Origin of the sequence: Pseudomonas sp. S3(2024) (genome assembly GCF_036861315.1) — a bacterium.
GTDB classification, from domain to species: Bacteria; Pseudomonadota; Gammaproteobacteria; order Pseudomonadales; family Pseudomonadaceae; genus Aquipseudomonas; species Aquipseudomonas putida_A.
Genome location: NZ_JAZAQQ010000010.1, coordinates 142955 through 156213, shown reverse-complemented (window position 1 = coordinate 156213; position 13259 = coordinate 142955). Strand labels below are relative to the sequence as shown.

General features: G+C 61.3%; 8 protein-coding genes. 3 read left to right on the top strand and 5 right to left on the bottom strand.

Annotated features, from left to right (window positions below):
* Positions 1–13 precede the first annotated feature (13 nt).
* Entirely contained in the window at positions 14–1210 is a 1197-nt protein-coding gene (locus tag VLA07_RS22895) for a benzoate/H(+) symporter BenE family transporter (RefSeq protein WP_333991545.1), read from the bottom strand.
* Positions 1211–1569: 359 nt separating this feature from the next.
* Between VLA07_RS22895 and VLA07_RS22890 the strand changes: the two genes are divergently transcribed.
* On the top strand, positions 1570–2334 hold the full coding sequence (locus VLA07_RS22890) for a GntR family transcriptional regulator (protein ID WP_083366480.1): 765 nt from the start codon (positions 1570–1572) through the stop codon (positions 2332–2334).
* Between the two features lie 157 nt (positions 2335–2491).
* Here VLA07_RS22890 and guaD read toward each other — a convergent pair whose 3' ends face one another.
* The 4 genes from guaD to xdhA form a co-directional block, all read right to left on the bottom strand.
* Positions 2492–3796 carry a guanine deaminase gene (gene guaD / locus VLA07_RS22885; RefSeq protein WP_123533139.1) on the bottom strand — a complete coding sequence of 435 codons (1305 nt, stop codon included), beginning with the start codon at positions 3794–3796 and terminating at the stop codon, positions 2492–2494.
* Between the two features lie 13 nt (positions 3797–3809).
* Positions 3810–4667 (bottom strand): xanthine dehydrogenase accessory protein XdhC, encoded by an 858-nt coding sequence (gene xdhC / locus VLA07_RS22880; protein WP_333991541.1) that lies wholly within the window; start codon positions 4665–4667, stop codon positions 3810–3812.
* Positions 4668–4786: 119 nt separating this feature from the next.
* Positions 4787–7186, bottom strand: a complete 2400-nt coding sequence (gene xdhB / locus VLA07_RS22875) for a xanthine dehydrogenase molybdopterin binding subunit (RefSeq protein WP_333991539.1) — start codon at positions 7184–7186, stop codon at positions 4787–4789.
* Complete coding sequence (xdhA, locus tag VLA07_RS22870) at positions 7179–8633, bottom strand: xanthine dehydrogenase small subunit (RefSeq protein ID WP_333991536.1); 1455 nt, start codon at positions 8631–8633, stop codon at positions 7179–7181. Before xdhA ends, xdhB begins: the two co-directional genes overlap by 8 nt.
* 268 nt (positions 8634–8901) lie before the next feature.
* On the opposite strand from xdhA, the gene VLA07_RS22865 reads away from it, so the two are divergent.
* A complete protein-coding gene (locus VLA07_RS22865) occupies positions 8902–9561 on the top strand; it encodes a GntR family transcriptional regulator (RefSeq protein WP_007961062.1) in 660 nt (219 codons plus the stop codon).
* Positions 9562–9563: 2 nt separating this feature from the next.
* A complete protein-coding gene (gene smc, locus VLA07_RS22860; RefSeq protein WP_333991532.1) occupies positions 9564–13052 on the top strand; it encodes a chromosome segregation protein SMC in 3489 nt (1162 codons plus the stop codon).
* The last annotated feature ends 207 nt before the right edge of the window (positions 13053–13259 follow it).

The window sequence follows — 13259 nt, the reverse complement described above, 5'->3', positions numbered from 1 at the left end:
GGTCGCCGTTTTTTTATGCCTGGGCTTTGCGCCAATTCAAAATCAGTAACGTCAAAACCCCCGCGACAATCCCCCAGAACGCCGAGCCGATGGAAAACAGCGTCAACCCCGACGCCGTGACCATAAAGGTGATCAGCGCCGCCTCGCGTTCCTTCACTTCGGTCATGGCAATGCTCAGGCCGTTGATGATCGAACCGAACAGCGCCATCGCGGCAATCGACAGCACCAGTTCTTTTGGCAACGCGGCAAACAGCGCCGCCAACGTAGCGCCGAATACGCCGGCAATCCCGTAAAAAATCCCGCACCAGACGGCGGCGGTGTAGCGTTTGTTGCGATCCTCATGGGCGTGCGGCCCGGTACAGATCGCCGCGCTGATGGCCGCGAGGTTGATGCCGTGGGAGCCGAATGGCGCCAGCAACAGCGAGGCGATGCCGGTGCTGGTGATCAGTGGCGAGGCGGGCACGTTGTAGCCGTCGGCGCGCAGTACGGCGATGCCGGGCATGTTCTGCGAAGTCATCGCCACCACGAACAACGGAATGCCGATGCTGGTGGTTGCGGCCAGCGAGAAGTGCGGCGTGGTCCACACCGGCGTTGCCAGTTCCAGATGGAAACCGCTGAAATCCAGCAGGCCCATGAAGCCCGACAGCGCGGTGCCGATCAGCAACGCGGCAAGCACCGCGTAACGCGGCGACAGGCGCTTGACCAGCAGATAGGTGAAAAACATGCCTAGCACCAGCCCGGTGCGATGCTGCGCGGCGACGAAGATTTCGCTGCCGATCTTGAACAGAATCCCCGCCAGCAACGCTGCCGCCAGCGACGCGGGGATCTTTTTCACCAGGCGTTCGAAGCTGCCGGTCAGCCCGCAGATGGTCACCAGCACCGCGCAAGTGATGTAGGCGCCAATGGCCTCGCCGTAGCTGACGCCACCGAGGCTGGTGATCAGCAGGGCCGCGCCGGGTGTCGACCAGGCAATGGTGATCGGTGTGCGATAGCGCAGCGACAGACCGATCGAACACACCGCCATGCCGATGGAAATCGCCCAGATCCACGAGGAAATCTGCCCGCTGCTCAGGCCCGCCGCTTGCCCGGCCTGGAACATCAACACCAGCGAACTGGTGTAGCCGGTCATCATCGCGATGAAACCGGCGACGATCGCCGAGGGCGAAGTGTCGGCGAGGGGGCGCAGGCGGGTGTAGGTGGCGTCGTTCATGACGGCGGTGTTCCTTATACAGATGAAGATCCCCGCAATTACCTGAACCCCTGTGGGAGCGGGCTTGCTCGCGAAAGCGGTGGGTCAGTAAAAGCAGATGTGGTCTGACACACCGCTTTCGCGAGCAAGCCCGCTCCCACAGGGGGATTTGTGTTCTGGCTGCGGATTCTGCGATCAAGCCTAAACTCAAACCTGACGGATCGTTGCAATACAGCCGTGGTCACAAACAGCCGTACAGTCGTGTTGCCACCATTCATTGTGTACAATCGCGCTGTTTTTTACGCGATACTTGCCAGCGACCTACTGTGCCGTATTACAGTCACGGTCTATTCGCCGCAGTTCTCCCGACTCGAGTGCCCATGAACGAACAGTTGCAACCCCTCAAGAAACAACCGCGAGCAGGCAAAGCCGGCCGCAGCGGAACCCAGGACGATATTGTCTACGCGCATATCTTCGAGGCCATCCTCGAACAGCGTCTGGCGCCCGGCACAAAATTGAGCGAAGAAGCGCTGGGGGAAATCTTCGGGGTCAGCCGCACCATCATTCGCCGCGCGCTGTCGCGTCTGGCTCATGAAGGCGTGGTGTTGTTGCGACCGAACCGCGGCGCTGTAGTCGCCAGCCCGAGCGTTGAAGAAGCGCGTCAAGTGTTCATGGCCCGCCGTCTGGTGGAGCGCGCGATTACCGAACTGGCCGTGCAGCACGCCACCGCCGAGCAGATCGCCGAATTGCGTCAGATGGTCAACGACGAGCGCGACAGTTTCTCCCGTGGCGATCGCGGCGCCGGTATCCGTCTGTCGGGCGAATTCCATCTGAAACTGGCCGAAGCGGCGAAGAACGCGCCACTGATCAGCTTCCAGCGCAGCCTGGTCTCGCAGACCTCGCTGATCATCGCCCAGTACGAAAGCGGCAACCGCTCGCATTGCTCCTACGACGAGCACACCCAGTTGATCGACGCCATCGAAGCGCGCAACGGTGAGCTGGCGGTGGACCTGATGATGCATCACATGGATCACATCGACAGCAAGCTCAACCTCGATGAGGAAAGTGCGTCGGATGATCTGCATGCGGTGTTCTCGCATTTGCTGCAGACCAAGAAGCCTGGGCGTCCAAGCGCCAAGCTCTGAGCTGACACCGAGTCGACCCCATCGCGAGCAGGCTCACTCCTGCATTTGAAATGCGTTCACTTGTAGGAGTGAGCCTGCTCGCGATAGCTTTTTGACAGGCAACAAAAAATCCCCCGGGGCTAACACCACCGGGGGATTTTTTATGCCTCGGAAAAACTCAGCGCTGATGCACCAGCGCACCCGCCGCATACGTCTGCTGCACCGTGCGGTCATCCCCGAGCGTCATCAGCACAAACAACGTTTCGGCAATGTTGTTGGCCTGTTTCAGGCGATAGCTGAGCAGCGGCGTGGCGTTGTAATCCAGCACTAGGAAGTCGGCGTCTGAACCCGGCTGCAGGTTGCCGATCTTGTCTTCCAGGCGCAGTGCCCGCGCACCGCCCAGCGTCGCCAGGTACAGCGACTTGAACGGACTCAGCCGCGCACCCTGCAGTTGCATGACTTTGTAGGCTTCGTTCAGCGTTTGCAGCAGCGAGAAACTGGTGCCGCCGCCGACGTCAGTGCCGAGACCGACGTTGAGCTTGTGCTTCTCGGCCATCGGCAGATTGAACAAACCACTGCCGAGGAAGAAGTTCGAGGTCGGGCAGAACGAGATCGCCGAGCCGGTTTCCGCCAGTCGCGCACATTCGTCGTCGCACAGGTGCACGCCGTGGGCGAACACCGAGCGTTCGCCGAGCAGCTTGTAGTGATCGTAAACGTCGAGGTAACCCTTGCGCTCCGGGAACAGTTCCTTGACCCACTCGATTTCCTTGAGGTTTTCGCTGATGTGGGTCTGCATGTACAGATCCGGGTATTCGGTCAACAGTTGGCCGGCGAGGGTCAGTTGCTCCGGGGTGCTGGTAGGAGCGAAACGCGGGGTGACCGCGTAGTGCAGGCGGCCCTTGCCATGCCAGCGTTCGATCAGCGCCTTGCTCTCGACGTAGCTGGACTCGGCGGTGTCGGTCAGATAGTCCGGCGCGTTGCGGTCCATCATCACCTTGCCGGCGATCATCCGCAGGTCGAGCTTCTCGGCGGCTTCGAAGAACGAATTCACCGATTGCGGGTGCACACTGCCGAACACCAGCGCGGTGGTGGTGCCGTTGCGCAGCAGCTCCTTGATAAAGATATCGGCCACGTCGTCGGCGTGGGCCTTGTCACCGAACTGGCTTTCGCACGGGAAGGTGTAGGTGTTGAGCCAGTCCAGCAGTTGCTCGCCGTAGGCCCCGACCATGCCGGTTTGCGGCAGGTGGATGTGGGTGTCGATGAAGCCCGGGGTGATCAGCGCGTCCTGATAGTGGGTGATCTCGATGTCCGCCGGCAGGGTCGGCAGCAATTCACTGGCGTGGCCGAGGGCGCTGATCTTGCCGCCATCGACCACCAGCAGGCCGTCCTCGAAATATTCGTAGGAGGCTTCGATCCCGACTTCGGCGGGGTCGGCGATGCTGTGCAGGATGGCGGCACGGTAGGCTTTGCGAGTCAGAGGCATGAGGGTTCTCTAATCAGTTTGAGGCTTTGAGTTTGGCGGCCTGACTGCGCCGCGAAACCGGCAGCAGTCTGGCAATCGGTTCGGCGCTGGCGCTGTGCTGGCCGAAATTGGCGTTATAGGTGGCGATGATTTCGCCGGCGATGGAGATGGCGATTTCCACAGGCAGTTTGCCTTTGACTTCGCCAATGCCCATCGGGCAGCGCATGCGTTGCACGACGCCGCTGTCGAAACCGCGATCCCGCAGGCGATGTTCGAACTTGGCCCGTTTGGTCTTCGAACCGATCAGGCCGAAGTAGGCGAAGTCGTTGCGCTTGAGGATCGCGGCAGTGAGTTCCAGGTCGAGCTGATGGTTGTGGGTCATGACGATGCAGTAGCTGCCGGCGGGCAGGTCGTCGATTTCATCCACAGGCTCTTCGGCGACGATTTTACGCACGCCGTGGGGGATCTGTTCGGGGAATTCTTCGTCCCGCGAATCGATCCAGCGCACCCGGCAGGGCAGGCTGGCGAGCAGCGGCACCAACGCGCGACCGACATGCCCGGCGCCGAACACGGCAATCTGCGCCTGCACCTGGCCCATCGGTTCGAACAGCAACACGGTGGCGCCGCCGCAGCACTGGCCGAGGCTGGCGCCGAGGCTGAAGCGCTCCAGATGGGTGTCCTGCTTGCCGCTGGCGAGCATCTCGCGGGCGATCTGCATGGCTTTGTATTCCAGATGCCCGCCACCGATGGTGTCGAAGGTCTGTCTTGCGCTGACGACCATTTTCGAGCCGGCATTGCGCGGGGTCGAGCCGAGTTCTTCAATGATCGTCACCAGAACACAGGGTTCGCCCTGGTTCTGCAGGTCGGCGAGGGCGTCGATCCAGTTGTACATAGTTCACCCCTACAACATCGTTGTCTGTTCGGGCCTCATCGCGAGCAGGCTCACTCCTACATTTGGAATGCGTTCCCCTGTAGGAGTGAGCCCTGCTCGCGATAGCCGCGCCTCGGTCTTTAGAGCGGAGCCAGCTCGGTTTCAGCTTCGACCGCTTTCACCGCTTTGAGCTGGCGCATCTGCTCACACCCCCACAACACCCGCTCCGGTGTCGCCGGCGCATCGATCTGCGGCTGATGCTTGTAATCACCGAGGCTCGCCACCGCGTCCTTGATCGCGCACCACGCGGCAATCCCGAGCATGAACGGCGGCTCACCCACAGCCTTGGAATGGAACACCGTGTCTTCCGGGTTCTTGCGGTTTTCCACCAGCTTCACCCGCAGGTCCAGCGGCATGTCCGCCACGGCCGGGATCTTGTAGCTGGCCGGGCCGTTGGTCATCAGCTTGCCCTTGTTGTTCCAGACCAGCTCCTCCATGGTCAGCCAGCCCATGCCCTGGACGAAACCACCCTCGACCTGACCGATGTCGATCGCCGGGTTCAACGAGGCACCGACGTCGTGGAGGATGTCGGTACGGAGCATCTTGTACTCGCCGGTCAGAGTGTCGACGATCACTTCGCAGCAGGCCGCGCCGAAGGCGAAGTAGTAGAACGGCCGACCGCGAGCCTGGCTGCGGTCGTAGTAGATTTTCGGGGTCTTGTAGAAGCCGGTGCTCGACAGCGAGACCTGATTGAAATACGCCAGTTGAATCAGCGCCTCGAAGGTCATGATGTGGTCACGCACGCGCACATGGCCGTTGTGGAATTCCACGTCTTCTTCGCTGACCTTGTAGTGCCGCGCGGCGAATTCCACCAGACGCTGCTTGATGATCTCGGCGGCGTTCTGCGCGGCCTTGCCGTTGAGGTCAGCGCCGCTGGAAGCCGCAGTCGGCGAGGTGTTCGGCACTTTGTCGGTGTTGGTCGCGGTGATCTGCACCCGATCCATTTCCACCTGGAACACTTCGGCCACCACCTGCGCGACTTTGGTGTTGAGACCCTGGCCCATTTCCGTGCCGCCGTGGTTCAGGTGGATGCTGCCGTCGGTGTAGACGTGGATCAGCGCGCCGGCCTGATTGAGGAAACTGGCGGTGAAGGAAATGCCGAACTTCACCGGGGTCAGCGCCAGGCCTTTTTTCAGGATCGGGCTGTTGGCGTTATAGCGACGGATCGCTTCGCGGCGCTCGGCGTACTGGCTGCTTTCTTCCAGTTCGGCAGTCATCTCTTCGAGCATGTTGTGCTCGACGGTCTGGTAGTAGTGGGTGACGTTGCGCTCGGTCTTGCCGTAGTAGTTGGCCTTGCGCACCGCCAGCGGATCGAGGTTGAGGTGACGGGCAATCGCGTCCATCACTTCTTCGATGGCGACCATCCCTTGCGGGCCGCCGAAACCCCGGTAAGCGGTGTTCGACGCGGTGTTGGTCTTGCAGCGGTGACCGTTGATGGTCGCGTCACCGAGGTAGTACGAGTTGTCCGAGTGAAACATCGCCCGGTCAACGATCGACGCCGACAGGTCCGGTGAGCAGCCGCAGTTGCCGGCCAGGTCCATGTTGATCCCGTGCAGACGTCCGCTGCTGTCGAAGCCGACGTCGTACTCGACATAGAACGGGTGGCGCTTGCCGGTCATCAGCATGTCTTCGACCCGTGGCAGGCGCATCTTGGTCGGCTGCCCGGTGAGGTGCGCGATCACCGCGCACAGGCACGCCGGACTGGCAGCCTGGGTTTCCTTGCCGCCGAAACCACCGCCCATGCGGCGCATGTCGACGACGATCTTGTTCATCGACACGTCGAGCACTTCGGCCACCAGTTTCTGCACTTCGGTGGGGTTCTGCGTCGAGCAGTAGACGATCATGCCGCCGTCTTCGGTGGGCATCACCGAGGAGATCTGGGTTTCCAGATAAAAGTGTTCCTGGCCGCCGATGTGCAGCGTGCCTTGAATGCGATGTTCTGCGGTGGCCAAGGCATTGGCCGAATCGCCGCGCTGATGGGTGTGGCTGTCGAGCACGAAGTGGCGTTTGCGCAAGGCTTCGACCACGTCCAGCACCGGCTCGAGATCTTCGTATTCGATGATCGCCGCCATCGCCGCTTTGCGTGCGGTTTCCAGGTCTTTCGCCGCCACGGCCAGTACCGGTTGCCCGACGAACTGCACGTCATCAATCGCCAGCAGCGGATCGCCCGGCAGCAACGGGCCGATGTCTTTCAGGCCCGGCACGTCTTCGTGGGTGATCGCAATGCGCACGCCTTCGAAGGCGTAGCAGGGCTTGGTGTCGATGCTGATGATTTTCGCGTGGGCGCGGTCCGACAGCCGTGCGTAAACGTGCAGTTGATTGGGAAATTCCAGACGATCATCGATGTACTGCGCTTCACCGGACACATGCTTGGCGGCGCTGTCGTGCTTGACGCTGCGGCCGACACCGGTGGTCAGGTCCTTGGCGAACAGTTCCGCCAGTTCGGCTTGAGTCTTCTCTACGGCGTGATGGTTAGACATAAGCGGTCACCCGAGTCTCGATGTGCGGTGTTTGCAGTTCGATGAAGTATTTGCGCAGCAGGTTCTGCGCACTGAGCAGGCGATATTCCTTGCTGGCGCGGAAGTCCGAGAGCGGCGTGAAGTCTTCGGCCAGCGCAGCGCAGGCGCGTTCGATCACGGCGTTGTTGAACGGCTGGCCGAGCAGCACGGCTTCGCAGTGGGCGGCGCGTTTCGGAATCGCGGCCATGCCGCCGAACGCCATGCGCGCATCGCTGATCACGCCGTTTTCCACGCGCAGATTGAATGCGGCGCAGACGGCGGAGATGTCATCGTCCAGACGCTTGGAAACCTTGTAGGCGCGGAAACGCTGTTCGGCGGTGGCGCGCGGGACGACGATTTTTTCGATGAATTCGCTTTCCTGACGGGCGGTGACCTTGTAGTCGATGAAGTAATCTTCCAGGTTCAGCGTGCGCCGGGTTTCGCCTTTGCACAGCACCACCTGCGCGCCGAGGGCGATCAGCAGCGGTGGCGAGTCACCGATCGGCGAGGCGTTGCCGATGTTGCCGCCGAGGGTGCCCTGGTTGCGGATCTGCAGCGAGGCGAAGCGGTGCAGCAGTTCGCCGAAGTCCGGGTATTCGGCGGTCAGCGCTTCGTAGCAGTCGGAGAGGGCGGTGGCGGCGCCGATTTCGATGCGGTCGTCGAAGGTTTCGATGCGCTTCATTTCGGCGACGTTGCCGACGTAGATCATCACCGGCAGGGTGCGATGGAACTGGGTGACTTCCAGCGCCAGATCGGTGCCGCCGGCCAGCAGCCGCGCTTGTGGGTAAGCGTCATACAGATCGGCCAGATCGGCGACGGTCAGCGGCACCAGGCAGCGCTTGTCGCCGCTGTTGAGTTCGCCGATATCGGTCGGGGCAATGGCTTTGAGGCGGGCGATGGTCTCCGCTTCGCGGGCATCGAACTGATCCGGTTGCTTGCCACAGCAGGATTGTTCGGCGGCGGCGAGGATCGGCCGGTAGCCAGTGCAACGGCAGAGGTTGCCGGCCAGCGCTTCATGCGCCTTGGCCTGATCCGGTGCATCGCTGTTCTTTTGCAGGGCAAACAGCGACATGACGAAGCCGGGGGTGCAGAAGCCGCACTGCGAGCCGTGGCACTCGACCATGGCTTGCTGCACGCTGTGCAGTTCGCCCTGGTGCTTGAGGTCTTCGACGCTGATCAGTTGTTTGCCATGCAGCGACGACACAAAGGTCAGGCACGAGTTGAGGCTGCGATAGCGAATGTGTTCGCGGCCGGCGTCATCCGTTTGCAACTCGCCGACCACTACGGTGCAGGCGCCACAGTCGCCGCTGGCGCAGCCTTCTTTGGTGCCGGATTTGCCCACGTGTTCGCGCAGGTAATTGAGCACGGTCAGATTCGGGTCCAGGGCGTGCTCGCTACGGAGTTCCTGGTTAAGTAAAAACTGGATCACGGAAGGCCTCGCAGACTCATTATTGTTGTTAACCGACTTGAGCCGAATTTAGCAGGTCTGACTTTTCGGTCAATGGTTTTCTGACTTAAAGGTCAGGAAAAGCGGCTTTGTCGATTAACGCGTGCTCTATTGAGTATTGACCCTGAGCGGATTCACTGCCTTTTTTGCTTGAATCGTGCCAAAAAGCGCCGTGCGGGCACTCCGCCATGCACCTGCATTTGCGCTACACTGCGCCGCTTGTGCAGATCGAAGAGTTTGAAGGACAACCATGACGTTCAAGGCGCCGGACAGCCTCGCCGAGCAAATTGCTCACCACCTCGCCGAACGCATCATTCGCGGCGAAATGAAGCCGGGAGAGCGCATTCAGGAACAGAAGGTCACGCTGGCCCTCAATGTCAGCCGCGGATCGGTCCGCGAAGCCCTGCTGATCCTCGAACGCCGTCACCTGATCGCGATCCTGCCGCGACGTGGCGCCCATGTCACCGAACTCACCGCGCACAAGGTGCAGAGCCTGTGCACGCTGATGAGCGAGCTGTACATCCTGCTCGGCAATGCAGTCGCCAATGGCTGGCAGACTCAGGCCGACATGGCGCCGTTCGTGCAAATTCAGCAGCGTCTGACCGCCAGCTACGAGCGTCAGGACATCCGCACCTTCGTCGACGACAGCTTCGCCGTGATGCGCGCCGCGTACCCGTTCGCCAACAATCCGTACCTGCAAGAGACCGTCGAGAACCTGCAGCCGGCCATGAGCCGCGCCTACTTCCTCGCCCTCGAACAGCGCAAGGCCGAAATGAGCGAGTTCCTCGAACTGTTCGAGCGCCTGCTGGCCGCTGTGCTCGCCCGTGATTTGCCGCAGATCCGCATCGTGCTGACGGCTTACGCCCAGCGCAGCTGCGATCTGGTGGTCTCCGCCCTGACGGTTGCCTGAGCGTGCGGCTGAAGTGCATCAAACTGGCGGGGTTTAAGTCCTTCGTCGACCCGACCACGGTGAACTTCCCCAGTAACATGGCGGCGGTCGTCGGGCCGAACGGTTGCGGCAAGTCGAACATTATCGACGCCGTACGCTGGGTGATGGGCGAGAGTTCGGCGAAGAACCTGCGTGGCGAGTCGATGACCGACGTCATCTTCAACGGCTCGACCAGCCGCAAACCGGTGAGCCAGGCGAGCATCGAACTGGTGTTCGACAACTCCGACGGCACCCTGGTCGGCGAGTACGCGGCTTACGCCGAGATCTCCATTCGCCGCAAAGTCACCCGCGACAGCCAGAACAGCTATTTCCTCAACGGCGCCAAGTGCCGTCGTCGCGACATTACCGACATCTTCCTCGGCACCGGCCTCGGCCCGCGCAGCTACTCGATCATCGAGCAGGGGATGATCTCCAAGCTGATCGAAGCCAAACCGGAAGACCTGCGCAACTTTATCGAAGAAGCGGCAGGCATTTCCAAGTACAAGGAGCGCCGGCGCGAGACCGAAAACCGCATCCGCCGCACCCACGAAAACCTGGCGCGTCTGACCGACCTGCGTGAAGAGCTTGAGCGTCAGCTCGAACGCTTGCACCGTCAGGCCGAGTCCGCCAAGAAATATCAGGAATACAAGAGCGAAGAGCGCCAGCTCAAGGCGCAACTGTCGGCCCTGCGCTGGCAGGATCTGAACGATCAGGTCGGCCAGCGCGAGTCGATCATCGGCACCCAGGAAGTCAGTTTCGAAGCGCTGGTCGCCGAGCAGCGCAATGCCGATGCGGCTATCGAGCGACTGCGCGACGGGCACCATGAACTGTCCGAGCGCTTCAATCTGGTGCAGGGCCGCTTCTATTCGGTCGGCGGCGACATCGCCCGGGTCGAGCAGAGCATCCAGCACGGCCAGCAGCGCTTGCGCCAGTTGCAGGACGATCTGAAAGAAGCCGAGCGCGCGCGTCTGGAAACCGAATCGCACCTGGGCCACGACCGCACGCTGCTGCTGACCCTTGGCGAAGAGCTGGACATGCTCATTCCCGAGCAGGAAGTCACCAGCGCCGCCGCCGAAGAAGCCGCCGCTGCGCTGGAAGATTCCGAAAGCGTCATGCACGGCTGGCAGGAGCAGTGGGACACGTTCAACCTGACCGCTGCCGAACCCCGGCGCCAGGCCGAAGTGCAGCAGTCGCGGATCCAGCAGCTGGAAACCAGCATGGAGCGTCTGGCTGATCGGCAGAAGCGTCTGGCCGAGGAGCGCGATCTGCTTTCCGCCGACCCGGAAGACGCGGCGATCATGGCGCTCAACGAGCAACTCGCCGAATCCGAAGCGACCCTCGAAGATTTGCAGACCAGCGAAGAAGCGCAGGTCGAAAAACTGGAACAACTGCGTCAGGAATTGCAGCAGGCACTGACCGCGCAGCAGCAGGCGCAGGGCGATTTGCAGCGCCTCAACGGGCGACTGGCGTCGCTGGAAGCCTTGCAGCAAGCCGCGCTCGACCCGGGCACCGGCACCGCCGAATGGCTGAACGAACACAACCTCGCCGAACGGCCGCGTCTGGCCGAAGGCCTGAAGGTTGAGGCGGGTTGGGAGCTGGCAGTGGAAACCGTGCTCGGCGCCGATCTGCAAGCGGTGCTGGTGGACGACTTCAACGGCTTCGATTTGTCCGCGTTCACCCAAGGTGATCTGCGTCTGCTCAGTCCCGCCAGTGATGGTGTGCGAGTGGCGGGCAGTTTGCTGGACAAGGTCGAGGCGCAGATCGATCTGTCGCCGTGGCTCAGCCAGGTCAAACCGGTCGACAGCCTTGAACAGGCGTTGGCCCTGCGCGGCCAGTTGAGTGCCGGGCAGAGCCTGATCAGTCGCGACGGTTACTGGGTAGGCCGACACTTCCTGCGGGTGCGTCGCGCCAGTGAAGCCGAGAGCGGCATGCTCGCCCGTGGCCAGGAAATCGAGACGTTGCAGGCCGAACGCGAAGAGCGTGAAGCCACGGTCGAAGCCATGGAAACCCGTCTGCAAACCCTGCGGGCGCAACAGCGGCAGCAGGAAAACGGCCGCGAACACTTGCGCCGTTTGCTGCAGGACGAAGCCCGCTCCCAAGGTGAATTGAAAGCCCAGTTGTCCGCCGGTAAAGCCAAGGCTGAACAGCTGACGCTGCGCCGCACCCGACTCGATGAGGAGCTGATCGAACTCGGCGAGCAACGCGAACTGGAACACGAACAGATCGGCGAAGCGCGCATGCAATTGCAGGAAGCGCTCGATGCCATGGCGCTGGACACCGAGCATCGCGAGTTGCTGCTGGCCCAGCGTGACAGCCTGCGCGAACGCCTTGATCGCGTGCGCCAGGAAGCCCGTCAGCACAAGGATCACGCCCATCAACTGGCGGTGCGTCTCGGTTCGTTGCGCGCGCAGCACGATTCCACGCGCCAGGCGTTGGAACGTCTGGAGATGCAGGCCGAGCGCCTGACCGAAAAGCGTGAGCAGTTGAGTCTGAATCTGGAGGAGGGCGAGGCACCGCTGGAAGAGCTGCGCCTGAAACTCGAAGAGCTGCTCGACAAACGCATGACCGTCGACGAAGAACTGAAGACTGCGCAGATTGCGCTGGAAGACGCCGACCGCGAACTGCGCGAGGCGGAAAAGCGCCGGACCCAGGCCGAGCAGCAATCGCAACTGATCCGTGGCCAGCTCGAACAACAGCGCATGGAATGGCAAGCGCTGACCGTGCGGCGCAAGGCGTTGCAGGATCAATTGCTCGAAGACGGCTACGATCTCAATGGCGTGCTCGCGACATTGACCCCCGAGGCCAGTGAACGCGCCGCCGAAGAAGAACTCGAACGGATCAATGCGCGGATTCAGCGCCTGGGCGCGATCAACCTCGCGGCCATCGACGAATACACGCAACAATCCGAGCGTAAACGTTATCTGGATGCGCAGGACGCGGATCTGGTCGAAGCACTGGAGACCCTGGAAAACGTCATTCGCAAGATCGACAAGGAAACCCGTAACCGCTTCAAAGATACCTTTGATCAGATCAATGGCGGTTTACAGGCGCTTTTCCCGAAAGTTTTCGGTGGTGGCAGCGCGTATTTGGAACTGACGGGCGAAGATCTACTCGATACAGGGGTGACGATCATGGCGCGGCCGCCAGGAAAGAAGAACAGCACCATCCATTTGCTCTCTGGCGGGGAAAAAGCCCTGACCGCACTGGCACTGGTTTTTGCGATCTTCAAATTGAATCCGGCGCCGTTCTGCATGCTCGATGAAGTTGACGCGCCGCTGGATGACGCTAACGTTGGACGCTACGCACGATTGGTTAAAGAGATGTCGCAGACCGTGCAGTTCATCTATATCACCCACAACAAGATCGCCATGGAAATGGCCGATCAACTGATGGGCGTGACGATGCACGAGCCGGGTTGTTCGCGACTGGTTGCAGTGGATGTCGAGGAGGCGATGGCGATGGTGGACGCCTGAGTCAGCGTGGTGTCGGAAGGGTATGAGTAGTCTGTAGGACTTTTTTACCGACTTCGACTTGCTGGCCAATCGACATATTCGCGCAAGCCAATGTGACAGACGGTGTAAAGTTGTCTTTGGTCGTGCTAGTTTAATGTCAATTTTTCGTATACGTGGGCAAAACGCCTGTCAGAACATAGAGTTGGCGCCACGTTTTAAAGCGGTTTG